This window comes from Thermus caldilimi (genome assembly GCF_004684245.1).
Lineage (GTDB): Bacteria > Deinococcota > Deinococci > Deinococcales > Thermaceae > Thermus > Thermus caldilimi.
Genome location: NZ_CP038452.1, coordinates 1,624,826 through 1,648,448, shown reverse-complemented (window position 1 = coordinate 1,648,448; position 23,623 = coordinate 1,624,826). Strand labels below are relative to the sequence as shown.

24 protein-coding genes are annotated in these 23,623 nt (G+C 65.4%); 10 read left to right on the top strand and 14 right to left on the bottom strand.

From position 1 onward, the window contains the following. Positions 1-42: 42 nt before the first annotated feature. Positions 43-1,173 (bottom strand): M24 family metallopeptidase, encoded by a 1,131-nt coding sequence (locus EBI04_RS08620; protein ID WP_135257109.1) that lies wholly within the window; start codon positions 1,171-1,173, stop codon positions 43-45. 81 nt (positions 1,174-1,254) lie between these two features. On the opposite strand from EBI04_RS08620, the gene erpA reads away from it, so the two are divergent. The 4 genes from erpA (at position 1,255) to EBI04_RS08600 (ending at position 5,929) form a co-directional block, all read left to right on the top strand. Further along, complete coding sequence (erpA, locus tag EBI04_RS08615; RefSeq protein ID WP_135257108.1) at positions 1,255-1,635, top strand: iron-sulfur cluster insertion protein ErpA; 381 nt, start codon at positions 1,255-1,257, stop codon at positions 1,633-1,635. Between the two features lie 129 nt (positions 1,636-1,764). Then, positions 1,765-3,645 carry a peptide ABC transporter substrate-binding protein gene (locus EBI04_RS08610; RefSeq protein WP_135257107.1) on the top strand — a complete coding sequence of 627 codons (1,881 nt, stop codon included), beginning with the start codon at positions 1,765-1,767 and terminating at the stop codon, positions 3,643-3,645. A gap of 76 nt (positions 3,646-3,721) precedes the next feature. Next, complete coding sequence (locus EBI04_RS08605) at positions 3,722-4,732, top strand: ABC transporter permease (RefSeq protein WP_135257106.1); 1,011 nt, start codon at positions 3,722-3,724, stop codon at positions 4,730-4,732. Positions 4,733-4,741: 9 nt separating this feature from the next. Beyond that, a complete protein-coding gene (locus tag EBI04_RS08600; protein ID WP_135257105.1) occupies positions 4,742-5,929 on the top strand; it encodes an ABC transporter permease in 1,188 nt (395 codons plus the stop codon). Positions 5,930-5,961: 32 nt separating this feature from the next. On the opposite strand, the gene truA is transcribed toward EBI04_RS08600, so the two are convergent. The 5 genes from truA to EBI04_RS08575 form a co-directional block, all read right to left on the bottom strand. Then, positions 5,962-6,726: a tRNA pseudouridine(38-40) synthase TruA gene (truA, locus tag EBI04_RS08595; RefSeq protein ID WP_135257104.1), complete on the bottom strand. Its 765-nt coding sequence runs from the start codon at positions 6,724-6,726 to the stop codon at positions 5,962-5,964. A 9-nt stretch (positions 6,727-6,735) separates the two neighbouring features. Continuing rightward, positions 6,736-7,788: an ABC transporter ATP-binding protein gene (locus EBI04_RS08590; protein ID WP_135257103.1), complete on the bottom strand. Its 1,053-nt coding sequence runs from the start codon at positions 7,786-7,788 to the stop codon at positions 6,736-6,738. Next, complete coding sequence (locus EBI04_RS08585) at positions 7,767-9,320, bottom strand: ABC transporter permease (protein ID WP_135257102.1); 1,554 nt, start codon at positions 9,318-9,320, stop codon at positions 7,767-7,769. Before EBI04_RS08585 ends, EBI04_RS08590 begins: the two co-directional genes overlap by 22 nt. 47 nt (positions 9,321-9,367) lie before the next feature. Next, a complete protein-coding gene (locus EBI04_RS08580; RefSeq protein ID WP_135257101.1) occupies positions 9,368-10,363 on the bottom strand; it encodes an iron ABC transporter substrate-binding protein in 996 nt (331 codons plus the stop codon). Between the two features lie 85 nt (positions 10,364-10,448). Next, positions 10,449-11,225, bottom strand: a complete 777-nt coding sequence (locus EBI04_RS08575) for a metalloenzyme (RefSeq protein ID WP_135257920.1) — start codon at positions 11,223-11,225, stop codon at positions 10,449-10,451. A gap of 116 nt (positions 11,226-11,341) precedes the next feature. Between EBI04_RS08575 and EBI04_RS08570 the strand changes: the two genes are divergently transcribed. Further along, the gene (locus tag EBI04_RS08570; RefSeq protein WP_135257100.1) at positions 11,342-11,770 is read left to right on the top strand and encodes an OsmC family protein; all 429 of its coding nucleotides are present in this window, start codon (positions 11,342-11,344) and stop codon (positions 11,768-11,770) included. Here EBI04_RS08570 and EBI04_RS08565 read toward each other — a convergent pair. The 3 genes from EBI04_RS08565 to EBI04_RS08555 are packed head-to-tail and all read right to left on the bottom strand — an operon-like array spanning position 11,767 to position 13,834. Next, a complete protein-coding gene (locus tag EBI04_RS08565) occupies positions 11,767-12,522 on the bottom strand; it encodes a zinc ribbon domain-containing protein (RefSeq protein WP_135257099.1) in 756 nt (251 codons plus the stop codon). The genes EBI04_RS08570 and EBI04_RS08565 overlap by 4 nt on opposite strands. After that, positions 12,510-13,145, bottom strand: a complete 636-nt coding sequence (locus EBI04_RS08560) for an MBL fold metallo-hydrolase (protein WP_135257098.1) — start codon at positions 13,143-13,145, stop codon at positions 12,510-12,512. The genes EBI04_RS08565 and EBI04_RS08560 overlap by 13 nt, the downstream gene beginning before the upstream one ends. Further along, positions 13,142-13,834, bottom strand: coding sequence for a sulfurtransferase (locus tag EBI04_RS08555; protein WP_135257097.1), 693 nt, complete (start codon positions 13,832-13,834; stop codon positions 13,142-13,144). The genes EBI04_RS08560 and EBI04_RS08555 overlap by 4 nt, the downstream gene beginning before the upstream one ends. A 98-nt stretch (positions 13,835-13,932) precedes the next feature. On the opposite strand from EBI04_RS08555, the gene EBI04_RS08550 reads away from it, so the two are divergent. Then, positions 13,933-14,397, top strand: a complete 465-nt coding sequence (locus EBI04_RS08550) for an Hsp20/alpha crystallin family protein (RefSeq protein ID WP_167481925.1) — start codon at positions 13,933-13,935, stop codon at positions 14,395-14,397. A 38-nt stretch (positions 14,398-14,435) separates the two neighbouring features. On the opposite strand, the gene EBI04_RS08545 is transcribed toward EBI04_RS08550, so the two are convergent. The 4 genes from EBI04_RS08545 to EBI04_RS08530 form a co-directional block, all read right to left on the bottom strand. Beyond that, the gene (locus tag EBI04_RS08545; RefSeq protein ID WP_135257095.1) at positions 14,436-15,506 is read right to left on the bottom strand and encodes a cystathionine beta-lyase; all 1,071 of its coding nucleotides are present in this window, start codon (positions 15,504-15,506) and stop codon (positions 14,436-14,438) included. A gap of 9 nt (positions 15,507-15,515) precedes the next feature. Next, positions 15,516-16,343, bottom strand: a complete 828-nt coding sequence (lgt, locus tag EBI04_RS08540; protein WP_135257919.1) for a prolipoprotein diacylglyceryl transferase — start codon at positions 16,341-16,343, stop codon at positions 15,516-15,518. 8 nt (positions 16,344-16,351) lie between these two features. Next, a complete protein-coding gene (locus EBI04_RS08535) occupies positions 16,352-16,612 on the bottom strand; it encodes a glutaredoxin family protein (RefSeq protein WP_135257094.1) in 261 nt (86 codons plus the stop codon). A gap of 61 nt (positions 16,613-16,673) precedes the next feature. Then, a complete protein-coding gene (locus EBI04_RS08530; protein ID WP_135257093.1) occupies positions 16,674-17,150 on the bottom strand; it encodes a DUF456 domain-containing protein in 477 nt (158 codons plus the stop codon). A gap of 86 nt (positions 17,151-17,236) precedes the next feature. On the opposite strand from EBI04_RS08530, the gene EBI04_RS08525 reads away from it, so the two are divergent. From EBI04_RS08525 to EBI04_RS08510, 4 genes are all read left to right on the top strand, one after another. Further along, a complete protein-coding gene (locus EBI04_RS08525; protein ID WP_135257092.1) occupies positions 17,237-18,295 on the top strand; it encodes an alanine dehydrogenase in 1,059 nt (352 codons plus the stop codon). Next, complete coding sequence (locus tag EBI04_RS08520) at positions 18,292-19,620, top strand: acetyl-CoA hydrolase/transferase family protein (RefSeq protein WP_135257091.1); 1,329 nt, start codon at positions 18,292-18,294, stop codon at positions 19,618-19,620. The genes EBI04_RS08525 and EBI04_RS08520 overlap by 4 nt, the downstream gene beginning before the upstream one ends. A gap of 156 nt (positions 19,621-19,776) precedes the next feature. Beyond that, a complete protein-coding gene (gene topA, locus EBI04_RS08515; protein WP_373277655.1) occupies positions 19,777-22,284 on the top strand; it encodes a type I DNA topoisomerase in 2,508 nt (835 codons plus the stop codon). Beyond that, entirely contained in the window at positions 22,284-22,544 is a 261-nt protein-coding gene (locus EBI04_RS08510) for a cupin domain-containing protein (protein ID WP_135257089.1), read from the top strand. The genes topA and EBI04_RS08510 overlap by 1 nt, the downstream gene beginning before the upstream one ends. On the opposite strand, the gene EBI04_RS08505 is transcribed toward EBI04_RS08510, so the two are convergent. Beyond that, positions 22,486-23,619: a VanW family protein gene (locus tag EBI04_RS08505; RefSeq protein WP_135257088.1), complete on the bottom strand. Its 1,134-nt coding sequence runs from the start codon at positions 23,617-23,619 to the stop codon at positions 22,486-22,488. The two genes, EBI04_RS08510 and EBI04_RS08505, sit on opposite strands and share 59 nt — an antisense overlap. Positions 23,620-23,623: the final 4 nt, after the last annotated feature.

Below are 23,623 nucleotides of genomic sequence, written 5' to 3'. Positions count from 1 at the left end.
CACGGGAGAGGGGTATGCCCAAGTTGGCCCCGAAGGGGCCACTTAAAGGAGGGTAAGGGCTTCCTGCAAGGGAGTGGTGACCTCCGGCCCCGTGGGGTGCAGGTAGACGTTCACCTCGGTGCGCACCCCGAAGCCAGGCAGGTAAAGCCCGGGCTCCACGGTGAAGGCGAGCCCCGGCACCAAAGGGCGGAAGTCGTGGGTTTCCAGGTCGTCCAGGTGAGGGCCGGAGCCGTGGACCTCCTCCCCCAGGTTGTGCCCCGTGCGGTGGCGGATGTAGGAGCCGTAGCCTTCGCTTTCCAGAAGCTTCCGGGCCACCTGGTCCACCTCGAAGCCCTTGGGGTAGCGCCCTTTTCGATAGGCCTCGGTCACGAAGCGGATGGCCCCATCCCGGGCCTTTACCACCGCCTGGAAGGCTTGGTGGGCGGCCTCGGGAGGCCTTAGGCCGGCCATCCAGGTGATGTCGGCGTAGACGCCTCCTTTTTCCTTGGCCCAGAGGTCCAAGAGCACCACTTCTCCCTCCTCGAGGGCCTTCCCCGTGGGCGCATGGTGGGGGTTGGCGGCGTTTTGGCCGAAGGCCACCATGGGGGGGTGGTCGAAGACCAGGCGCCGTTCCTCCAGGGCTTGGGTCAAGATGGCCTGTACCGCCTGTTCCGTGGACCCAGGGTTTTGGCGCAGGAAGGCTATGGCCTGGTCCTTGGCGGCCACCAGGCCCTTGGCTGCCCGGCGGTGGCTCCTTAGCTTTTCCTCCCCCCAGGTTTGGAAGAGGAGGAGCAAGGGCCAGGAGGAGGCGAGCTCGAGGCCCATTCCCCTGAGCAGGTCCAAACTGCCCCCGTCCACCCGGGACAGGTAGGGGATGAGTCCTCCCGGCACGTACTCCAAGGCGATGCGCCGCTGCCCTTCCAAAAGCTCCGAAAGGGCTTCCAGGTACCCTCGCCAGGTGTGGTAGGTGCGCCTTTTCCCGGGAAGGAGGGGAAAAAGGCTTTCCTCTATGGCGTGGCAGAGGAGCACGGGTTCCCCTTCCCGGGGGATGAGGTAGGCAAAACGGCGGGTTAGGTGAAGGTGGGTGAGGGCAAGCACCTCGAGGGCCAGGGGATTGCTCCGGCCAAAGGAGAGGAGGAGCCAAGCATCCAGCCTCTCTTCCCTGAGGATTTCCTGCACGCGGGTAAGCTCCACGTTTCCATGCTACCCCTTGGAACCCACCTCACCTTTTCTTACCCCTGACGTGCTACGTTGGGGGGTAGGGAGGTTCAGAAGATGGTCGAAACGCAGGAGGCGGTCATCCGCATTACCCCCTTGGCGGCGGAGAAGGCTAAGGAGATCCTGACCCGCTACGGCAAGGAGCACGCGGCCATCCGGGTCTACATCAAGTCCGGGGGGTGCTCTGGCTTCCAGTACGGCATGGCCGTGGACGAGCGGGAGTTGGAGGGGGATACCTTCGTGGAGATGCACGGGGTGCGCCTGGTGGTGGACCCCATGTCCTTGCCCTACCTGGTGGGCTCAGAGATTGACTGGGTGGAGAGCCTCATGGGCGGGGGCTTCACCGTGCACAACCCCAACGCCGCCAGCACCTGCGGTTGCGGCCACTCCTTCCGCACCAAGGACCAGGAGGGGGAGGCCCGCACCTGCGGCCACTAAGCCTTTCGCACCGTTATTTGGGGGCCTGGTTTCAGGCCCCTTTACCTTTGGCCCATTGACCTTCAGAGTGGGCGCCGTATAATGACCTCGGCCACTAAGGAGAGTGCCGCACACACGAAAGGAGGCAGTATGAGGAAACTAGGCAAACTCGCTGTACTCGGTTTAACCGCCCTGGGCCTGGCCCTGGCGGGGCCTCAGGACAACAGCCTGGTGATCGGGGCTTCCCAGGAGCCCAGGGTGCTGGCGGGGGACTTCCTCAACATCATCTCCAACCAGGCCATCAAGAGCGAGATTGAAGGCTATCTCTTTGCGCCCTTCATTGGCTTCAACGCCGACAGCCAGAACTTCCCCGTTCTGGCCACCGAGGTGCCCACCCTGGAGAATGGGCGCCTGCGGGTGAGGGACATCGGCGGCGGCAAGAAGCGCCTGGAGATGGACCTCACCATCCGCCCAGACGCCCGCTGGTCCGACGGCAAGCCCATCACCACCGAGGACGTGGCCTTCTACTACGAGGTGGGCAAGGCCAAGGGCATGCCCGTCCTGAACCCCGACTACTGGGAGCGGGTCCAGCTCCGGGTACGGGATGCCCGCAACTTCACCGTGATCTTTGAGCCCGCCTACTACTACGACACCTACGGCGGCACCTACGGCTCCCCCATCGGCTACGCCCCCAAGCACATCATGGGCCCCGAGTGGGAGAAGGTGAAGGCGGCGGCCCGCAACCTGGACCCCGACAAGGACGCGGAGAAGCTCAACGAGCTCTACCGCAACTTCTTCCTGAAGTTTTCCACCCCGGCGCAGCTCAACAAGGGCGCCATGGTCTACTCCGGTGCCTTCAAGCTCCGCCGCTGGGTGCCGGGGAACTCCATTGAGATGGAGCGGAACCCCAACTTCCCCATCAAGCCCGAGGGTGGGGAAAGCCGCTACGTGCAGAAGGTGGTCTACCGCTTCATCCAGAACACCAACTCCCTCCTCGTGGCGGTGATCGGCGGCTCCATTGACGCCACCTCCAGCGTCTCCCTCACCTTTGACCAGGGCCGCTCGCCCCAGCTGGTGCGGCGCGCCCCCGGTCGCTTTGACATCTGGTTCGTCCCCGGCGCCATCTGGGAGCACATTGACATCAACAAGTTTGAGAACTGCCAGGCGGTGCGTGACCTGGGCCTGAACGACAAGCGCACCCGTCAGGCCCTCCTGCACGCCATGAACCGCGAGGGCTTGGTCAAGGCCTTCTTTGACGGCCTCCAGCCCGTGGCCCACACCTGGATCGCCCCCGTCAACCCCCTCTTCAACCCCAACGTCAGGAAGTACGAGTTTAACCTGAAGAAGGCCGAGGCCCTCCTGGCGGAGATGGGCTGGAGGAAGGGCCCGGACGGCATCCTCCAGCGCACCGTGGGCGGGCGCACCGTGCGCTTTGAGATTGAGTACGTCACCACCGCCGGCAACGCCCTCCGCGAGCGCACCCAGCAGTTCTTCGCCGAGGACCTGAAGAAGATCGGCATCGCCGTCAAGATCAATAACGCCCCCAGCGCCGTGGTCTTCGCCGACGACTACATCCAGCGCGCCTCCGAGTGCAAGTGGACGGGGATGTTTATGTTCGCCTGGGTCTCCAACCTGCAGGAGGACGGCTCCCTCTTCCAGTACAAGAACCTGAACACCGGGGCCATCATGGTGCCCACCAAGGAGAACAACTACCAGGGCCAGAACATTGGTGGCTGGCGGAACGACGAGTTTGACCGCCTTACCAGCCAGGCGGTCCTGGAGTTTGACGAGAACCGCAGGAAGCAGCTCTTCGCCCGGGCGCAGGAGATCTGGGCCGAGGAGCTCCCCGCCCTGCCCCTCTACTTCCGCGCCAACCCCTACGTGGTACGCAAGGGCCTGGTCAACTACGTGGCCAGCGCCTACGCCGGCGGCTATGGCTACCCCGGCTGGAACGCCTGGGAGATCGGCTGGGAAAGCCGCGGCGCCGTGAAGAAGTGGGACCAGGCGAAGTACGCCCTTTCCATCAAGTAGCCTAGGTGGTATAGTGGTGCCCGCTGGGCTTTTAGCCCAGCGGGCTTTTTGAGAGCCATAAACAGGAGGTACAAGGGTGTTTGCCTACACGGTACGCAGGCTTTTGCAGATGATCCCCTTGCTCCTTGCCGCCAGCGTGGTGATCTACGCCCTGCTGGCCTTGCAGCCTGGGGATCCTTTGGAGGAACTGAAGCGGCAGAACCCTCGCATGACTGCCGAGCAGTTTGAGGCCTTGAAACGGGCCTACGGTCTGGACCAGCCCCTCCATATCCGCTACTTCAAGTGGCTTTCCCGGGCGGTGCGGGGGGATCTCGGGTATAGCCGCACTTACGGGATCCCCGCCGCAGAGTACATCTTCGCCCAGCGGCTGCCCAAGACCCTCATCCTCTCCGGCCTGGCCCTGACCCTGGCCCTGGTGGTGGCCATCCCGGTGGGCATCTTCTCCGCGGTCCGCCAGTACTCCCTGGGGGACTACATCATCACCTTCTTCTCTTTCGTGGGCTTCTCCATGCCGGTCTTCTTCCTGGGCATCCTCCTCCTTTACCTTTTCGCCATTTGGCTCCCCGATCACATTCCCGGCTTTCCCCGCTTCCCCACCGGAGGGGTGCCGGGGGTGCTCTGGGAGGACGTGCGCTCCGGGGCGGTGAGCCTTTGGTCCTATCTGGGGCAGTGGGCCTGGCACTTGATCCTGCCCGTCCTGACCCTTTCCTCCTTGCAGATGGCCGAGTGGACCCGCTTCATGCGGGCTTCCTTGCTGGAGGTGCTTTCCCAGGACTACATCCGCACCGCCCGGGCCAAGGGCTTGGCCGAGCGGGTGGTGCTCTACAAACATGCCCTCAGGAACGCCCTGATCCCCATTGTGACCCTGGTGGGTCTGGCCATTCCCGGGGTGTTGGGCGGGGCCACCATCACCGAGACCATCTTTAGCTATCCCGGCATGGGACGGGCCATCTTTGACGCCCTGGTGGAGAAGGACTACAACGTGGCCATGGCGGCCCTGGCCTTCTTGGCCTTGATGACGGCGCTTTTCAACCTGCTGGCGGACCTGGCCTATGCGGTGGTGGACCCCCGCATCCGCTACAGCTAGAGGTGCATCATGGCAACGCAAGCTTTGAAAGCCAAGCCCCGGACCTTCTTCGGCCTTTTCTGGCGCCGCTTACGGCGGCACAAGATGGCCATGGCCGGGTTGGTGGTCATCCTCCTCCTGATCCTCATGGCCATCTTTGCTCCCTGGATCGCTCCCTACGACCCCACCGCCCAACCCACGGGCGAGGATGTGGGCCAATACTACTTCAATCCCCCTTCCCGGGAGCACCTTTTGGGCACCGATGACCTGGGCCGGGATGTGCTTTCCCGCATCATCTACGGTTCCCGGATCTCCCTTTTGGTGGGCTTCGCTGTGGCCTTTTCCAGCGTGGTCCTGGGGACCATCATGGGTACCCTGGCGGGGTACTTTTCGGGCCGGCCCTTGCGGTTTTACTTGGGTCCCTTAAGGCGGGAGCGGGAAGGATTTTATCCCTGGAGCTTCGCCTTGTGGCGGGTGTTCTCCTGGTTCCTCTACTATGGGGTCTTGTACCTGACCCTTTCCATCGCCTGGGCCTTGGCCGAGGAGGGAATTCGGGCGGGAAGCGTGGGGAGTTACCTGGGCTTTGGCCTTGCCTTGGCCCTGGTGCTCTGGGCCGCCTGGTATGGGCTCAAGGGGGAGATTCGTCTGGATTTGGACGTGGCCATAAGCCGCCTCATCGACTTCATGCTCACCATTCCCACCCTGCCCCTTCTTCTGGTGCTTTCCGCCTTATTGCGCGACCCCGGGGTGAAGGTGGGGCAGTGGGCCCAAGGAGTCTTCGGCGATGCGGCCAGCGTGTTCATCATCATCACCATCCTGGTGCTCTTCGGCTGGCTGGGTACCGCAAGGCTGGTGCGAGGGAACGTTCTCTCCCTAAGGGAGCAGGACTATGCCACCGCCGCCCAAGCGTTGGGGGCTACAGACGCTCGCATCATGTTCCGCCACCTGGTGCCCAACACCATGGCCCCCCTTATTGTGCAGGCCACCCTACAGGTAGGTGGCGCCATCCTTACCGAGGCCGCCCTTTCCTTCTTGGGCTTTGGCATCCAGCCCCCGGTGGCCACCTGGGGCAACATGCTCACCAACGCCCAGGAGTACATCTTCACTGCTCCTTGGCTGGCCCTGCCCCCGGGGTTCATGATCTTCATCACCGTCTTGGCCTTTAACTACCTGGGGGATGGGCTTCGGGACGCTTTGGACCCGAGGAGCCGTCTCTGATGCCACCCTACCCTGGCTTTGCCGGGTTCGGTCTACCGAGGGGATAGCTTTTCCGGGGGATAGGCGGCCTCGAGGAAGTAAAGCCCCTGGGGCGGGGCGCTGGGGCCCGCCAGGCGGCGGTCGGCGGTTTCCAGGATGCGCTTAAGGCTTTCCGGGGAGCGCCTGCCCAGGCCCACCTCCAGGAGGGTTCCCACCATTCCCCGCACCTGGCCCCGGAGGAAGCTTTGGCTCCGGAAGTAGAAGCGTAGCTCCCTACCCGCTTCCCCTTCCACCTCCTCCAGGCGGGCCTCGTAAAGCTCCCTTTCCCCTGCCCGCACCTCCTCCTTGGCGAAGCCCAGGAAGTTATGTCGGCCCGGGAGGTGGGCCAGGGCTTCCCGCAGGGCCTCGAGGTTCAGGGGGTGGCGGACCCAGAGGGCCCGGTGGCGAAGGAGGGGGGAGGGGTGGGGCCTCAGGAGGAGGCGGTAAAGGTAAGCCCGCCAGAGGGCGTCCTTGCGGGCGTGGAAGTCCCGCGCCACCTCCTTGGCGGCGATCACCTTGAGGTCCTCGGGGAGGAGGCGGTTCAGGGCCTCGGGGATCCTCTCCGTGGGGATTCGTCCCGGGAGGTCGAAGTGGAAGGGCATGGCCAGGGCATGCACCCCAGCGTCGGTGCGGCCTGCGGCCACCGCCTTGGGGAGGGCCCCGATGCGGACCAGGGCTTTTTCCAGCTCCCCCTGCACGGTGCGCAGGCCTGGGCGCTGGCGCTGAAGCCCGGCGAAATGGGTGCCCTCGTACTCGGTGAGGATCAGGATGCGGCGCACGCGCCCAGCTTAATCCGCACCCACCGGGGTCTTGGAGGGGTGCCCCTCGAGGGCCACGCCTTTTCCCACCACCTTAAGCCGCACCCGGTCCCCCACGCGGAAGGGGCTTTCCGGCCCCTCCTGCACCAGGATCTCCTTCTCCGGGGAAAAAAGGCGCACCCTGTAGGTGAGGTCATGCCCCTTGAACTCCCGGGCCAGGACCTGTCCCAAGGCGCCCTCCGGGGCCTCAGGGGGGAGAAGCCTTAGGGCCTCGGGGCGCAGGGAAAGGAGGAGGGGTCCATGGGCGGGTTCCGCCAGGGGCACGGGGCCCAGGCAGGTCTCCGCATGCCGGCCAAACCCCTCCCCCGAAAGCAGGTTGGTGCGCCCTAAAAACTGGGCCACGAAAGGGGTCTTGGGCCTTAGGTAGACCTCCTCCGGCGTACCCACTTGCTCCAGCCTCCCTCCCCGCATCACCCCTAAGCGGTCGGCGAAGGAGAGGGCTTCTTCCTGGTCGTGGGTGACCAAAAGGGCGGTGGTGCCCGTTTCCTTGAGGATTTTGCGCACCTCCTCCCGGGTGCTGGTCCGAAGGCTTGCGTCCAGGCTGGAAAAGGGTTCGTCCAAAAGGACCAGCTTCGGCCCAGGGGCCAGGGCCCGGGCCAGGGCGATGCGCTGCTGCTGCCCTCCGGAAAGTTCCCCAGGCTTTCGGTCCTGGAAGAGGGTCATCCCCACCCGCTCCAGAGCCCTTTTGGCCCGCTCCAAGCGGTCTTTCCCCTTAAGGCCAAAGGCCACGTTCCCGAGGGCAGTGAGGTGGGGGAAGAGGGCGTAGTCCTGGAAGACGAAGCCGATGCCCCGTTTTTCCGGGGGCAGGGAGGTGATCTCTTTCCCTTCCAGGAAAATCCGCCCTGCTTCCGGGTTTTCCAACCCGGCCACCACCCTGAGGAGGGTGGTCTTGCCGCAGCCGGAGGGGCCCAAAAGGGCCAGGATCTCCCCGGGAAAGACCTCGAGGTCGATCCCCTTCACCACCTCGTGCTCCCCGAAGCGCTTGACGATGCCTTCCAGGATTAGAAGCGGCGCTCGCTCCAAAGCAACACCCCCACGAAGGCCGCCGAGAGGAGGGCGATGGCTAGGGCGAAGGGGGCAGCCTCGGCGAACATGGCTACCTGAGTGTAACTGAAAACCCGGGTGGAAAGGGTGCTATAGCCCATGGGGGCGAGGAGGAGGGTGAGGGGAAGCTCCTTCACCGCCCCGATAAAGGCCAAAGCTCCACCCGCCACCGCCCCCCGCCAAAGGAGGGGAAAGGTGACGCGGAAGAAGGCCCGGGTAGGGGTGTCCCCTAGGGTCCGGGCTGCCTCCTCGAGGCGCCTGGGCACCTGGTAAAGCGCCCCCCGCACCGGCCCCAGGCCCTCGGCCAGGAAGTGGAAGGCCAAAACCAGAACGAGGAGGGGCAGGGTGCTGTAGAGGAAAGGAAGGCTTTTCAGACTGAAAAAGATCCAGGCCAGGGCGAAGGCCAAAGGGGGGATGGCGTAGCCCAGGTAGGCCAGCCTTTCCAGGAAGCGGGAAGCAGGCGAGGGGTAGCGCACCGCCAGGTAGGCCACAGGGAGGGCCATGCCCACGGCCAGGAGGGAAGCGGGGATGGCGGCCATGGCCGAGTGGGAAAGGGCTTCCCAAAGGCCTTCCAGGTTTTCCTGGGGAAAGCGGCTTGCCAGGTGAAAGAGGGCATAGAGGGGTAGAACCAGGGCCAAGAGGACGGGGAGGAGGAGCAGAAGGTAAGCCCAGGGGGTGAACCTGCCCAGGCGCACGGGCTTAGCCCTTTTCCCGCTTCCCTTGCCCGTGCGGGCCAGGCTGAGGTGGCGGAGGAGGGCTCCTTCCAGAAGGAGAAGCCCTCCGGTGAAGAGGAGGAGGAAAAGGGCCAGCCAGGCGGCATACACCCGGTCAAAGGCGGCGCTGTACTGGAGGTAGATGGCATAGGAGAAGGTTTCGTAGCGAAGAAGGCTCACGGTGCCGAAGTCCCCCAGGACGTGGAGGCCCACCACCAGGTACCCGGAAAGGAGGGCGGGGAGGAGCTGGGGGAAGGCCGCCCGCAGGAAGGCCCGCCAAGGGCCCATCCCGAGGGTCCTTGCGGCCTCCTCTTGGCTGGGGTCCAGCCCTAAAAAGGCTGCCCTGAGTCCTAGGAAAAGGTAGGGGTAGGTGATGAGGGAGAGAATCAGAAGGGCTCCCCAGTACCCCTCGAGGCGCGGCAGGGGGAGGATGCCCCCGGGCCCCGTGGCCGAAAGGATCACGTAGGCCCCCACGTACCCAGGGATGGCCAGGGGCAGGGTGAGAAGGATGGAGAAGAGGCGCTTTCCCTTGAGGTCCGTGCGGGTGGTGAGGAAGGCCAGGGGAAGAGCGAGGAGGGTGGTGCCCGCAAGGACCCCTAGGAGGAGGGAGAGGGTGTTCCTCACCAGCTCCAGGTTCTTGGGGCGGAGGAGGATATCCCGAAGGGTTTGGGGGTCGGCCTCCAGGGCTCGCAGGAGCAGGTAGAGGAGGGGCAGGGCCACCCCGCCCCCCGTGAGGAGGGCGGGCACCAGGAAGGGCAGGAGCCCGGGAAGTTGGGGGAGCCTTCTTGCGCTGGTCATCTTTGGCTTCGGCGCTCACCCCCCAGATCCAGGGGGAGGGGGCGGTCCTAGAGAATCCCCAGTTCCCTTAGGAGCCTTAGGGCCTGGTCCAGGGGAAGCTTTTCAAAGTCCAGCTTGGGGCTTTTCCCCAGGGCCTCCTCGAGGGGCAGGAGGTGGGCATCGGCCACCACCCCCTTCACCAAGGGGTATTCCCCCACGGTCCCGGCGAAGTACTGCTGCCCCTTGGGGGAGAGGAGGTAGGTGAGGAAGCGGTTTGCAGCCACCAGGTTCTTGGAGGTCTTGAGGATGCCCGCCCCCGTGACCAAGGCCAGGTTGCCCGGATCCCCGTCCTTGAAGTAGTGGAGGCCCAGGTTGTACCCGGCCCGGCGGAAGCGCACCACGTAGTAGTGGTTGGTGGAGCCAAGGTCGATCTCCCCGGCGCGGATGGCGTCCAGCATGGCCGGGTTAGAGGCGTAGCTCTTGGGGTTTAAGGCCTTCATGGCGCTAAGCCACTCCCGGGTCCTGCCTTCCCCGTAGAGGGCGATCATCCCCGCCACCATGTCCTGGAAGCTGGAGTAGGTGGGGGTCCAGCCCACCCGCCCCACCAGGCCCTTTTCCTGGGCAAAGCGGGGGAGGTCCAGGATGCTTGCGGGAAGCTCTTCCGGCTTAAGCTTCTGGGGGTTATAGGCCAGCACCCGGAGGCGCACCGTCACCGGCACCCAGGCCTTGGAGGCGGGCACGAAGGCTTGGGGTTGCCTAAGCAGGGTATCCCCCAAAGGCCTCAAGAGCCCCTTGCTGGCCGCCTGGCCTAAGGCGCCCGCGGTGTTGGCCCAGAAGACATCCGCCGGGGAGCGGCTTCCTTCCTCCAGCAGGGCGGCCAGGATCTGGGCATCCGTGCCGTAGCGCACCTGGACCCGGATGCCGGTTTCCGCCTGGAACTGCTTCACCAAGGGGTCCACCAGACTCTGCCCCCGCCCGGAGTAGAGGGTCAGGGTCTGGGGCTGGGCGGAAGCCAGTCCTAAAGCCGCAAGCCCGATCAGGGTAAGGAACCTTCTCATCTGCATCTCGCCTCCTTTATTCCTTCCCGGAGGGTTTTCCGGGGTGAGGGCGCCCTCTACCCGGGGACTTTACCCCAAGGGGGGATTAAAGTCAAGTATTCCGGTCGGATTTCCTAAGTTTAGAAGTGATAATCACTTGTAACCAAGGGAACACGCCTGCCAGATCCTGCGGCCAGAAGGAGGCTTCCCCGGTGTAGACCAGGGGAACGGGATTTCGGGTGTGCTTTGGGTGCCAGGGCTCCTCGGCGTTTCCGTGGTCGGAGGTGAGGAGGAGGGTGCCCCCTTCCTCCAGGAAGCCCTTCAGGAACAGGGAAAGCTCACGGAAGCGGTCGGAAAGGGTATCCGGATGGCGGTGGGCGGCCAGGTCCAGGGCCCAGTACTCCAGGACCACCAGGTCGAAACTTCGGGCCAAGGCCGCCATTCTGGCCCCTACCCCGTGGGGATCCTCCCAGAAGGCGGGGGGGAGTGCCTGGGGATGGCCTAGGGGGAGAAGGGGGTAGCCTGCCAGGAGGGCCGCCTGGGCAAAGGCGGAAAGCATAAGCCTCCTTCCCCCCGTGGCCCGCTTCAGGTATTCCGGGCGGTAGGCGTTGGAATGGAGGACCCTGAGACCGGCTTCCTTAGCCCAGGCGTAAAGGCTTTGCCGGAGAAGGGGCCTGAGCCTGGGGCTCGGGAAAGGCCCCTGGTGGTGGCCTAGAAGCCTGGCGGCGTTGACCCCGGTGAGGAGCGTGGTCTGGCCCGTGCCCGACTGGGGCAGGCCCTCCACCCCCAAGGTGGCGTCCAGGGCCTTGGGGCAAAGCTCCAAAAGGAAGGGGAAGAGGTCCTCCAAGGCCTCCCCCAGGCCCAGGCCGTCCACGAAGAGGAAAAGCACGCCTATAGTGTGGGCCACCCGTCCCCCTTCGTCAAACCCCAGGGGCGAGGGAAAAGTGCCTTTCCTCACGGGAGCTTCCCCAAGGTGCCCGGTATTCTGGCGCTGGAGGTAAGCCTATGCCGGTAAGAAAGGCCAATGCGGTATGGGAGGGAGGTTTGCGGAGCGGTAAGGGGTTGATGCGGCTGCAAAGCCAGGCCTTTGAGGGACCCTATTCCTTCCCCTCCCGCTTTGAGGAGGGGCCGGGGACCAACCCTGAGGAGCTCATCGCCGCCGCCCATGCGGGGTGCTTCTCCATGGCCCTGGCCGCCTCCCTGGAACGGGAGGGGTTTCCCCCTAAGCGGGTTTCCACCGAGGCCCGGGTGCACCTGGAGATGGTGGAGGGGAAGGCCACCATCACCCGCATTGAGCTCATCACCGAGGCGGAGGTGCCGGGGATAACCCCGGATAAGTTCCAGGAAATCGCCCTAGCGGCTAAGGAGGGCTGTCCCGTTTCCCGCGCCTTGGCGGGGGTTAGGGAGATCGCCCTCGAGGCCCGCTTGGCCTAACCTTCCCCCTTCCAGAGAAGCCGGCCGCAGGAGGGGCAGCGCACCAGCTGCCCCTGCATCACCTTTTGCGCCACGTGGGTGGGCAGGACCACGTTGCACCCCTCGCAGCGGAAGACCTGGCCCTGGCGGTGCATGCGGGCGATGCCCATGCCCTTGCGGGCCCGGCGTATGGCCTCGTACTCCTTCAAGACCGGGGCAGGGATGGCCTGGGCCATGAGGGAGCGCTCCTCCAGCCTGACGGCGATCTCTGCCTTTAGGGCCTCCACCCTTACCCGGTTGGCCTCCAAGAGTTCTTCCAGGTGGGGCCTTAAGGCGGCGAGCTCGGCTTCCACCTCCTGGATCTCGTTTTCCAGGTTCTCCATGGCCTCCATGATGGGGGTGGAAAGCTCCAGGAGCTCTTTGATGCGGTCCTTGATCTGCTGGATGCGGTTCTCGTACTGGGTCTGCTCACGGGCGCTTTGCGCCTGGCGCTGTTCAGCCTCCGCCTGCTTTTCCTTGGCGGTGAGGTCCTCGATGTCCAGGCTGTGGCGGTTGTACTCCTTGCGGAGCTCTGCCTGGCGCTCCAGGAGGTCGGCAAGCCGGTCTTCCAGGGCCTCCACCTGGGCCTTCACGGAAACCAGGTCCTCGGGGAGGGTTTCCGCCTCCTTTTGCAATCGATCTATCTCCAGGTCCTTTTCCTGCAGTTCATAAAGAGCCTTGAGCGCCTCAAGCTGTCCCCGGTGGGGAGCATCCGCCCCGTTCACGCCTCCCATTGTAAACCCAGGAGGAAGGGGTTGGTCTGGGCCTCGAGGGTCAGGGTGGTGCGGGGTCCATGCCCCGGGTGGACCTCCGTGTTTGGGGGCAGGGTGAGGAGGCGCTTTAGGGAGCGGAAAAGGTCCTCCCGGCTTGCCCCCGGCAGGTCGTAGCGGCCGATGCTCCCTTTGAAGAGGAGGTCCCCGGAAAGGACCTGCAGAGGTTTCCCGGCCTCGCCGGGATGGAGGAAGGCCACATGGCCGGGGCTATGGCCGGGAAGGTGCCAGACGGTGAAGCCGTAAAGGACCTGCCCCTCTTCCAGAGGCTCCACCGGGAGGGGAGGGTCGGGGATGGCAAGGCCCCACATGCGGGCCACCTCCGCCGCATGCCGGTAAAGGGGAAGGTCCAGGGGGTGGAGGAAGACCGGCAAGGACAGGGCCTTCGCCAAGGGGGCCACCGCCCCCACGTGGTCGAAGTGGGCGTGGGTGAGGAGGATGGCCTCCGGCGTGACCCCGGTGGCCTCCAAAAGGGCCAGGATCCTCTCCGCCTCGTCCCCGGGGTCTATGAGCACCGCCCCTTCCTTCCCCTCCACCAGGTAGGTGTTTTCCTGGAGGGGACCCACGCTCAGGCGGTAGACCCTCATGGCTCGGTGGGAAGGCCCTCCCCCAGCCACTCGTGCATGGAGCCCAGGTAGTTCCTGGCCCGCACCCCGAGGCTTCTCAGCACGAAGAAGGCCACGGCGCTCCGGGCCCCGGAGTGGCAGTAGACCCCCACCTCCTGTCCCGGCTCCAGGCCCAGCCGCTTTAGCACCTTATCCGGCTCCAGGAAGAGCTCCAGGGGGGCATTCCGGCTCCCCGGGATCCGCCCCCCTTTGGGGCAGCAGGGGGGGTGGACCTTGCCCTGGTATTCCTCGGGGCTTCGCACATCCAAAAGAAGGGGGTGCCTCGCCGCCTCGTCCGCGGTGAGGAGCCAGTCCCGCCGGAGGCGGGCTTGGGTGTCCGAGCGCTCCACCTTAGGCCCCTCCCGCTCGGTGGCATAGGGTTCCCAGCCCTCGGTCCAGAGCTCCACCTCTAGCCCCCCAAGACCTAGGAAAAAGGCGGTGCGGCAAAGGCGGCTGGTGAGCCCCTCATCGTAGAGGACCACCGGGCTTCTTAACCCAAGCTCCTGGAAGAGATCGGTGAGGCCGGCCTCGAGGGCCTTGAGCTCAGCCTCTTCCCGCAGGCGAAGCTTGGGGGCGGAAAGGTCCAGGTGGCGGGCGCCTGGCAGGTGGCCTGCCTCGTAGGCGGCCCGGAACCGGGTGTCCACCAAGACGGCCTCGGGAGGGATCTCCATGCCCTTGATTATAGGGGGCGCAGGAGTAGGCGCATAAGCCTAAAGTTACTTGACAAGGAAGCGCGCAGGTGATATAGGTGAAAAAGGAGGTGATGGATATGGCCTTGGTTCGTAGGGATGTGCGCCCTGCGGAGATCACCCCCTTCCGTACCTGGGGTCCTCTCTCCCTCCTGGAGGAGGCCAACCGGCTCTTTGAGGAGGTTTTGGGTGATTTTGCCCGGCCCGTGGCCACCTACGTGGCTCCTGCCGACCTCTACGAGACCGACGAGGCCTTGGTCCTGGAGATGGCGGTGCCGGGCCTTTCCCCTGAGGACCTGGAGGTGAGCCTGGAGGGCAGCAAGCTCACCATCAGAGGCCAGGTGAAGCCTGCGGAGGAGGCCAAGGTGCGCCGCTACTACCTGCAGGAGATCCCTCACGGCTCCTTCGTGCGCACCTTCACCCTCCCTGTGGAGGTGGATGCCTCCCAGGCTAAGGCGGAGTTCCGCCACGGGATCCTGCATCTCACCCTGCCCAAGGTGGCCGAGGCCCGGGCCAAGCGGATCCCCATCGAGGTGGTCCAGTAAGCCCGGAAGCTCCTTCCCCCCGGGAACTTCCCGGGGGTTTACCCTTTCTTTAGAGCCTCGGTAAGGCGCTTCAGGGCTTCCTCCAGCACCTCGGGGTAGGTGGCGAAGTTGAGGCGCACGTACCGGTCGTAGCCTTCCCCGAAGCTTTCCCCCGGGTTCAGGGCCACCCGGGCCTCCTTGAGGAAGAAGGCGGCCGCCTGGGGAATGGGGGTTTTGAGCCAGGCCAGGTAGGTGCCCTCCGGGGGAAAGTGGCCAAGGCCAACCTCCTTGGCCCAGGCCGCCACCCGGTCGCGGTTGGCCTTAAGCCGGGCTAGGGTTTCCCCAAGCCAGGGTCCAGCCTCCAGAAGGGCGGCCTTCCAGGCGGCCATGGCCAACACGTTGGGGAAGGTGTGGGGCAGGTGGCGCTTAAAGGCCTCCACCAGGGGCTTAGGCCCCACCACCGCCCCTATGGGTAGTCCAGCCAGGTTGTAAGCCTTTCCCGGGCCCAGGAGGGTGAGGGTGCGCTCGGGGAGGAAGCGGGCCAAGGGCACGTGGGGTTTCTCGTAGGTCAAAGGGGCGTGGAGTTCATCGGAAACCACGATGAGGTCGTGCTTGCGGGCGATGGCGGCCAAGGCGGAAAGCTCCTCCTCCCCATAGACCCTTCCCGTGGGGTTTTGCGGGTGGCAGAAGAGGAGGAGCCTGCTGGCGTAGGCCAGGCGCTCCAGGCCCTCGAGGTCCAGCCTGTACCCCTCCTCTGTTTCCCGTAAGGGGTTGGCCAGAACCGTGCGCCTTTGCTGGCGGATGGCAGCCAGAAACGGAGGGTATACGGGGACCTGGGTCAGAACCCCCTGACCGGGGGCGGTGAAGGCGGCCACTGCCCCGTAGAGCCCCACCACCACCCCGGGCATGAAGGCCACCTCGCCTTCTAAGCCCGTTTTTTCCAGGATGAGGGCCTTGAGCTCCTGGTCCCCCTCCCGGGGCGGGTAGCCCAAAAAGCCCTCAGCCCTTTCCCGTATGGCCCTCTGGATGGGCTCGGCCACGGGGAAGTCCATGTCCGCCACCCAAAGGGGCAGGACGTCCTCAGGGTAGGTGCCCCACTTCAACGAGTCCTTGCGAGGAGGAAGCACCATGGGCTTATCTTACCGGCCCCGGCCTAGACGCCGCAGCATGTACCAGGAAAGGAGGATGAGGGGCAGGCTCACCACCTGCGTGGCGGTGAAGAGCCCGATGCCCAGCTCGTCATTGCGGTATACAGGGAGCCACAGGGGGTTCAGCCGGAAGGGCTCCTCGAGGACCGAGCGGAGCACGCTGTACCAGAGGATGAAGTTCCAGAAGGCATACCCGTAAAAGGGCTTTTGGCGAAGCCAGCGGTAGGAGAGGGGCAGGAGGATGAGGCCCACCAAGGCCCCATAGATCTGGGTGAGGTGCACGGGGCCCCGGAGAAGCTCCGCGCACCGGTACACCTGGGAGATGTCCTCTATACCGGGGCAGATTCCCGGGAAGCCCTTGGCCCACTCCGGCCAGGTGAAGCCGATGGGCAAGGAGGTGAGGCGCCCCACGGTATCCGAGCCATTCATCAGGTTCCCGATCCTGCCGGCGATGATGCCCAAGGCCACCCCGGGGGTGGCGGCGTCCAGGTAGGGCCAGAGGGGATAGCCCTTTCGCTTATGGAAGTAGAGGAAGACCAGGGCCCCGCCCAGAATGGCCCCGTGGAAGGAGAGGCCCCCGTGCCAGATGTAGAGGATCTCTATGGGGTTTTGCAGGAAGTAGCTGGGGGAGGTGAGCACGTAGCCCAGCCTGGCCCCCACCACCCCCCAGATGACGGCCCAAAAGGCTACGGTCTCGAACTTCTCCGCATCCAACCCCCAGGCCCTAAGCCTGCGCTTGGCCAGCTCAAAGCCGATGAAGATGGCCAGGGTCAGGAGGAAGCCATACCACTGGATGCGCAAAGGGCCGATCTGGATCATGGTGGGGTTCATGCCTCACCTCCCTTGGACTCCTGCCAGCGCTCCACAAGGGCCAGCAGCTCTTTTTCCCCAAAGGCCCCTTCCAAAAGCACCGCTTCCCCCAGGAGGAGCACGGGTACCCGGAAGGTGTAGAGGCGGAAAAGCTCGGGGTCTTGGTCCACATCCCGGCGCACATAGGGTATTCCCAGGGTCCAGAGGGCCCTTTCCGCCTTTTCGCAAAGGCCGCACCCCTCGCGGGTGACGAAGACCAGGTCCATGGGGAAAAGCATACCTTGCTCTGGGGTAGTACCGCCGGGGCCCTCAACCTGGCTTGGCCAGGTTGGGATGGCCTTAAAAGATGGCCCGGATCACCAGGATTCCCATGGCCACGTGGACGATCGCCTTGGCCACCACGCCCCCCATGAGGCCCACCAGGGTGCCCCAGGCTGCCTTTAGGGCCTCCTCGGGTTTCCGGCCCGAAAGGTACTCAAAGAGCCAGGCCAGGACAAAGGGGAGCACCAAAATCCCCACCACCCCCAGGAAGAGGCCCAAAACCCCGCCCAAAAACGCCCCCCAAAGCCCCGCCCGTCCGGCCCCGTACCTCCTGGCCCCCAGGAGGGTGGCGAGGTTGTCCAGGCTCATGGCCAAGAGGGCCAGGACGCCCAGGGCCAGCCACAGGCCCAGGGAAAGCTCCCGGAAACCCACCAGGGCCTCGTGGAGGAGGGCGGCCGCCAGGATCACAAGGGTGGCGGGGACGAAGGGCACCAGGGTGAGGAGCACCCCCGCCCCCCAGAGGACCACGAAGAGCCAGTCGGCGAAGGCATCCACGAAAAAAGCCTAGGGTGGGATTTCATGAGAAGGAAAAGGACATCCGCCCCGAAGCGGGGCTTTAAGCTCTAGGCGAGGAGGCGGGTATGGAGTTTGGCCTACCCAAGGAGCAAGGTGCGGTCAAGACCCAACCCCCCTTCGGGGAGGTGCGGGAGGGCCGGGTGGCCCTCACCCCCCAGGGGGTGCGGGAGCTGGTGGATAGAGGCCACCGGGTCTATGTGGAGCGGGGGGCGGGGGAGCGGGCGGGCTTCCCCGATGGGGCCTACGAGGAGGCCGGGGCCCGGCTGGTGAGCCGGGAGGAAGCCTTTGGCCGCGGGGAGGTGGTCTTGAAGGTGGGAAGGCCCACCCTCGAGGAGATCGCCCTGCTCCGGCCCGGAGCCACGGTCATGGCCTTCATGCACCTGGCGGTGGCGGAATCCTCCCTGGTGGAGGCCATGGCGGAAAAGGGTTTAACCGCCATCGGCTACGAGCTCATCGGAGCCGGGGGGAGGCGTCCCGTGCTCAAGGCCATGAGCGAGATCGCAGGCCGCCTGGCCCCCCAGATTGCCGGGAGGCTTCTGGAGGCTCCCTTTGGCCCTGGGGTGCTGCTTTCCGGGCTGCCGGGGATTCCCCCTGCGGATGTGGTCATCCTGGGGGCGGGGGTTTTGGGAAGGGCGGCGGCCCGGGCCTTTTGGGGAATGGGGGCCTCGGTCTACCTCCTGGACAAGGAGCTTTCCGCCCTGGAGGAAGCTTCCAGGGAGGCCAAAGGGGCGGTTACCGCCCTCATCACCCAAAGCCGGCTGGAGCGGTACGCCGCCTTTGCCGACGTCCTGGTGGGGGCGGTGGCGGTGCCTGGGGAGAGGGCTCCCCTTCTCCTAAGCCGGGCCCTGCTCTCCCGCATGCGCCCGGGGGCCGTGCTCCTGGACTTCGCCATCGACCAGGGGGGGATTGCGGAAACCAGCCGGGTGGGGGTGTACCAGGAGATGGGCATCACCCATTTCTGCCTCCCCAACGTTCCCGCCTTGGTACCCCGCACCAGCAGCCACGCCCTCACCGCTACCCTCCTCCCCTTTCTCCTGCAGGTGGAAGACGACCCCCTAAAGGTGCCCGAACTCCGCCAGGGGGCCTACCTCCTCCTGGGCCAGAAAGGAGGCCAGTTGGAATGAGCTACCGCAAGAAGCTGACTTCCCCCGAGGATGCCGTCACCCTCATCCGATCCGGGATGCGGGTCTTCGTTTCCGGAAACGCCGCCACCCCTACCCCCATTCTGAAGGCCCTGGCCGCCCGCAAGGATGAGCTGGAGAACGTGGAACTTGTCCACCTTTTGCAGATGGGGGAGGATCCCTTTGCCTCCCCGGAGATGGAGGGCCATTTCCGCCGCCGCTCCCTCTTCGTGGGGCCCACCGACCGGGAGGCGGTGAACCAGGGCCGGGCGGACTACGTGCCCATCATGCTCCACCAGGTGCCCTGGCTCTTCAAAAGGCGTATCCTCCCCCTGGACGCGGCCATTGTCCAGGTTTCCCCCCCGGACGAGCACGGCTTCTGCTCCCTGGGGGTGGAGGTCATCGCCACCAAGGCGGCCCTCGAGGCCGCCCCTATCGTCATCGCCATGGTGAACCCCAGGATGCCCCGCACCCTGGGGGACACCTTCGTCCACATTTCCCGCCTTACCGCCATCGTGGAAGTGGACTGGCCCCTGCCCGAGCTGAAGCGGGAGGGCTTCGGCGAGGTGGAGCGCAGGATCGGGGAGCACGTGGCGAGCCTCATCGAGGATGGGGCCACCCTGCAGATGGGTATCGGGGCCATTCCCGATGCCGTGCTGGCCAGCCTGGAAGGCCGCCGCGACCTGGGGGTGCACACGGAGATGATTTCCGATGGCGTGCTGGAGGCCTTTGAAAAGGGCCTCATCACCGGGGCCAAAAAGACCCTCCATCCCGGGAAGGTGATCGGCACCTTCGTCCTGGGTTCCGAGCGCCTCTACCGCTTCGTCCACGACAACCCCCTCTTCGAACTCCACCCCACGGACTACGTGAATGACCCCTTCGTGGTGGCCCAGAACCGCAAGATGGTGGCCATCAACTCGGCCATCGAGGTGGACCTCACCGGCCAGGTGGTGGCGGACTCCATCGGCACCCGGATTTACTCGGGGTTCGGCGGCCAGCTGGACTTCATCCGGGGGGCGGCCCGGAGCGAGGGGGGAAAGCCCATCATCGCCCTCCCCTCTACCGCCAAGGGGCATAGCCGCATCGTTCCCTACCTGAGGCCGGGGGCAGGGGTGGTCACCACCCGGGCCGATGTCCACTATGTGGTCACCGAGTGGGGCATCGCCGAACTCTTTGGCCGTTCCCTGAGGGAGAGGGCCATGGCCCTTATTGCAGTGGCCCACCCCGACTTCCGGGAGGAGCTCCTCGAGGCCGCCTGGGAGCGGAGGCTCCTGCCCCGGAGCTATCCGGGGGCCAATCTCAAGAACGCCAGCGAGCCGCACCCTTGACAAGTCGGCCTCGACCCCCCTAAATAGGGGGCGATGCCGACGAAAGGGAACGCCAAAGCCGCGTCCCGGAAACCCGCCGGGGCCAGACCTCAGGCGGGGGAAGCCGCCACCCTGGTGGTGGTGGAATCCCCCGCCAAGGCCAGGAGCATTCAGAAAATGCTGGGTCCCGGCTACGAGGTGCGGGCCAGCCTGGGGCACGTGGCCGACCTGCCGGAACGGGAGCTCGGGGTGGATGTGGAGCGGGACTTCGCCCCCATCTACGAGATAAAAAGGGACAAGAAGCCCGTGGTGGAGGAGCTCAAGCGGGCGGCAAAGGGCAAGCGCCTCCTCATCGCCACCGACCCCGACCGGGAAGGGGAGGCCATCGGCTGGCATGTGGCGAGGCTTCTGGGCCGCGACCCCGGGGAGCCCCTAAGGGTGGAGTTCCACGAGATCACCCCCAAGGTGGTGCGGCAGGCGGTTCAGAACCCGAGGCCCATCGACCAGAACCTGGTGGATGCCCAGCAGGCCCGTAGGGTCCTGGATCGTCTGGTGGGCTATAACCTTTCTCCTCTTCTTTCCCTGGAGTTCCGCAAGCGGGCCCTCTCCGCGGGAAGGGTTCAGAGCGTGGCCTTGCGGCTTTTGGTGGAGCGGGAGGAGGAGATCGAGGCCTTCCGCCCGGAGGAGTACTGGACCCTCGAGGGGGTTTTCGCCCTGGGCCAGGACCGAACCCTTTCCGCAAGCCTCTATGAGGTGGAGGGCAAGCGGCTATGGGCCGGCCAGGGGGAGAAGGAGGGGAAGCTCCACCTGGCGAACGAGGCCCAGGCGAAGGCTCTGGCCGAGGAGGTCAAGGGGCGGTCCTATCGCGTGGTCCAGGTGGAAACCAAGGAGCGCCGCAAATCCCCCCCGCCTCCTTTCACCACCTCCACCCTGCAGCAGGCGGCCAGTAGCCGCCTGGGCTACACCGCAAGCCGTACCATGCGCATTGCTCAGCGCCTCTACGAGGGCGTGGATCTTCCTGAAGGGACGGTGGGCCTCATCACCTACATGCGCACCGACTCGGTGCGGGTTTCCCCAGAGGCCCTACAGTCCGCTCGGGAGGTGATCCGGGAACTTTTTGGCCCTGAGTACCTGCCTGAAGGCCCCAGGGTTTACCGGAACCGCAAGGAGGGGGTGCAGGATGCCCACGAGGCCATCCGGCCCACCGATGTGCGGCGCACCCCCGATAGTGTAAGGAAGTACCTTTCCGAGGAGGAATATCGCCTTTATGACCTCATCTGGCGGCGCTTTGTCGCCAGCCAGATGCGGGATGCCCTCTACGACCAGACGGTGGTGCTCCTTAGGGATGAGGGGGAGAAGTCCCGCTTTACCTTCCGCGCCTCGGGCTCGGTGCTCAAGTTTGAGGGGTACCTGAAGGCCTGGGGGCGGGGGGATGAAGGGGGGGTGGCGCAGGCGGTAAGCGAGGGCCAAGAGGTGGAGGCGGAACCTCCCTTGCCCCCGGTGGCGGAGGGCACAGGGGCTGAGCTTTTGGAGGTCAAGGCCCAGCAGCACTTTACCGAGCCCCCGCCCCGGTACACGGACGCTAGCCTGGTGAAGACCATGGAGGAGCTTTCCATCGGGCGGCCCTCCACCTATGCCCCTACCCTGGAAACCCTGGAAAAGCGGGGGTACATGGTGCGCAAGGGGCGCACCCTGCTGCCCACGCCCTTGGGTCGCCAGGTGACCCACTACCTTAAGGAGCGGTTTCCCCAAGTAGTGGCCTACGAGTTCACCGCCCGCATGGAGGACCGCCTGGACCAGGTGGAGGAGGGGAAAGCCCCCTGGCCCAAGGTGGTTTGGGAGTTCTATGAGCCCTTCCTGGGGGAGCTTGCCCAGGTACCCAAGAAGACCTGCCCCCGGTGCGGGAGGCCTTTGGAGCTCAAGGTAAGCCGCTACGGGCAGTTTCTGGGATGCACCGGCTACCCGGACTGCACCTATACGGAGCCTTTGGAAAGGAAAAAGGAGGCCGAGCCTATCGGGGAGGCTTGCCCCAAGTGCGGAAGGCCCTTGGTGCGCAAGGAAGGTCGGTATGGGAGCTTTATCGCTTGCTCGGGCTACCCCGAGTGCGACTACACCCGGGACGACGGCGAGTCCACGGGGCACACCTGCCCCAAGTGCGGAGGCCAGGTCCTAAAGAAGCGAAGCCGCCGGGGAAAGCCCTACTACAAGTGCGAGAACAACGCCTGCGATTTCCTTTCCTTCTACCCCCTTTTGGACCGGACCTGCCCCTTCTGTGGTTGGCCCTTGGTGAACAAGGGGGAGGGGGCCTGCATGAACCCCGCCTGCCCGGTCCATGATCCCAAGCTGGTTCCTCCTCCTAAGGCTTCCAGCCGGGCTGCTTTCCCCTCAGGGGATTCAGCTTCCAAGGGCAGAAGGTCCTCCCGCCGCAAGGTTGCTAGGGCAGGAGGAAGCCGCACTGGGGCCAAGGCTAAGGGACAGGTGCAGGAACCTTCCCCACCCAAGCCACCCAAGGACTGGGAGGAGCTAAAGCCCTTCCTCAGTGAACTTCCTTCGGAAGAGCGCAGGGCGGTGGAGGCCTTGGTCCTCGGGGAACCCCTTTCCCCGGAGGCGGCCAGGCTGGCCCAGCGGGCCATCTTTAAGCTACGTATGAGGAAGGGCCGCGCCAGGAAGGAGGCGGTTACCTGATGGAAAGCTTCAAGCTCCACCTCCTGCGCCTGGCCCGGGAGGGGAGGGTGGAGGTGCCCGGCGTGCCGGTGCGGGGTTATACCCTGGTGGGGGAAGAGGAACGCCAGGGTATGGCCTTTTACCTGGTTCTGGAGGGGGAACTGGTTATTGACCTGCCCCAAGGCCAGTACCTGCACCTGAAAAGAGGGGAGGCGGCCCGGGTCACGGAGCCCCACCGCCTGGTGCCGGTGGAGCGGGCGGTGCTTTTGGAGCTGGGCTAGGTCCCACGAGATAAACCGCTCCCCAGGGCCGGTAGACGCTCACCACCTTGTCCTCATGCACCCGGCCATCCCGGTAGCGCACGGTGCGCCTCACCTCCACCTGGGCCCCTTGGGCGGCGAAGTCCACCTGCTTGCGCATCCCGGGGGGGAGGGAGGGGTCTGGGATCTCCCGGGGGGGCAAGGGGGGTTTTCTATCGGAGATGAAGGGGCCTTCCCAGCGCACCTCCCGGTCCTTGGTGCCGAAAAGGTGAAAGCGGAGGGTGGTGCCCACCACCGAGCGTTGGACCAGGATGTGCCCGGGGGTGTCGTTTAGGACCTTCAGGTCCTTGTAGGGCTGGATCACGGCGGCGTCCAGGCCCGTGGGCTTGTAGTAGGCCACCTGGTAGCTGTGGGCATGGCGCTCCTTTATGGGTAGCCCGGCAAGGAAAAAGGCCCGGAACAAGGTGGTGGAAACCTGGCAGACCCCACCCCCCACGCCCTGCTCTGTGCGGTCCCCCACGATAACCAAGGCTTCCTTGTATCCTTCCTCCTCCGTGACCGGCCCCAGGGCCTGGTTGAAGGAGAAGGTGCCTGGGGGAATCAGAAGGCCATCCAGCTTGTTGGAGGCCAGGAGCAGGTTGTGGGTACGCTCCCGGCTGGAGCCCCGGAAATCGGTCTCCCCCGTGGCCAGGTGCTCCTTGACCCCCAGGGCGTGGAGCTCCCGAAGGGTCGGGTTTGGGGGGGTGTGGCGCGTAGGCAGGCGGAAGCTCTTGCGCCCCGCCCCCAAGGCTTCCCGGTAGGCGGCAAGGGCCTCGGCTTCGTCAAAGGCGATGCCCTTCTTCTCCACCCCCCGCCACTGCCCCTCCTGGAGGACGAACCGGGGGGGCCGGGGTTCGCGGGCGAGCCTTTTTAGCAGCGCCTTGAGCTCCGCCTCCGAGGCCACGGGGTAGCGCTGGACCCCGGTGTAGGTGACCAGGCGCCCCTCCTCGATGACGTCCTCCTCGAGGACCAACACCGCCGTCAGGGCAGGAGGACCGCCCCCGCTTTGGGCTAGGGCCAAGCCGAGAAACCACGCCCAAAGAGCCCCACGCCACATGCTA

What these genes read in the sequence shown, in the direction of transcription:
- EBI04_RS08570 (WP_135257100.1), top strand. Translation starts at nt 11,342, where the DNA reads ATGCCGGTAAGAAAGGCCAATGCGGTATGGGAGGGAGGTTTGCGGAGC.
- EBI04_RS08535 (WP_135257094.1), bottom strand. Translation starts at nt 16,612, where the DNA reads ATGCTTTTCCCCATGGACCTGGTCTTCGTCACCCGCGAGGGGTGCGGC.
- erpA (WP_135257108.1), top strand. Translation starts at nt 1,255, where the DNA reads ATGGTCGAAACGCAGGAGGCGGTCATCCGCATTACCCCCTTGGCGGCG.
- EBI04_RS08520 (WP_135257091.1), top strand. Translation starts at nt 18,292, where the DNA reads ATGAGCTACCGCAAGAAGCTGACTTCCCCCGAGGATGCCGTCACCCTC.
- EBI04_RS08585 (WP_135257102.1), bottom strand. Translation starts at nt 9,320, where the DNA reads ATGACCAGCGCAAGAAGGCTCCCCCAACTTCCCGGGCTCCTGCCCTTC.
- EBI04_RS08505 (WP_135257088.1), bottom strand. Translation starts at nt 23,619, where the DNA reads ATGTGGCGTGGGGCTCTTTGGGCGTGGTTTCTCGGCTTGGCCCTAGCC.
- EBI04_RS08550 (WP_167481925.1), top strand. Translation starts at nt 13,933, where the DNA reads ATGGCCTTGGTTCGTAGGGATGTGCGCCCTGCGGAGATCACCCCCTTC.
- EBI04_RS08565 (WP_135257099.1), bottom strand. Translation starts at nt 12,522, where the DNA reads ATGGGAGGCGTGAACGGGGCGGATGCTCCCCACCGGGGACAGCTTGAG.
- topA (WP_373277655.1), top strand. Translation starts at nt 19,777, where the DNA reads ATGCTGGGTCCCGGCTACGAGGTGCGGGCCAGCCTGGGGCACGTGGCC.
- EBI04_RS08510 (WP_135257089.1), top strand. Translation starts at nt 22,284, where the DNA reads ATGGAAAGCTTCAAGCTCCACCTCCTGCGCCTGGCCCGGGAGGGGAGG.
- EBI04_RS08610 (WP_135257107.1), top strand. Translation starts at nt 1,765, where the DNA reads ATGAGGAAACTAGGCAAACTCGCTGTACTCGGTTTAACCGCCCTGGGC.
- EBI04_RS08580 (WP_135257101.1), bottom strand. Translation starts at nt 10,363, where the DNA reads ATGCAGATGAGAAGGTTCCTTACCCTGATCGGGCTTGCGGCTTTAGGA.
- EBI04_RS08600 (WP_135257105.1), top strand. Translation starts at nt 4,742, where the DNA reads ATGGCAACGCAAGCTTTGAAAGCCAAGCCCCGGACCTTCTTCGGCCTT.
- lgt (WP_135257919.1), bottom strand. Translation starts at nt 16,343, where the DNA reads ATGATCCAGATCGGCCCTTTGCGCATCCAGTGGTATGGCTTCCTCCTG.
- EBI04_RS08545 (WP_135257095.1), bottom strand. Translation starts at nt 15,506, where the DNA reads ATGGTGCTTCCTCCTCGCAAGGACTCGTTGAAGTGGGGCACCTACCCT.
- EBI04_RS08525 (WP_135257092.1), top strand. Translation starts at nt 17,237, where the DNA reads ATGGAGTTTGGCCTACCCAAGGAGCAAGGTGCGGTCAAGACCCAACCC.
- EBI04_RS08555 (WP_135257097.1), bottom strand. Translation starts at nt 13,834, where the DNA reads ATGGAGATCCCTCCCGAGGCCGTCTTGGTGGACACCCGGTTCCGGGCC.
- EBI04_RS08560 (WP_135257098.1), bottom strand. Translation starts at nt 13,145, where the DNA reads ATGAGGGTCTACCGCCTGAGCGTGGGTCCCCTCCAGGAAAACACCTAC.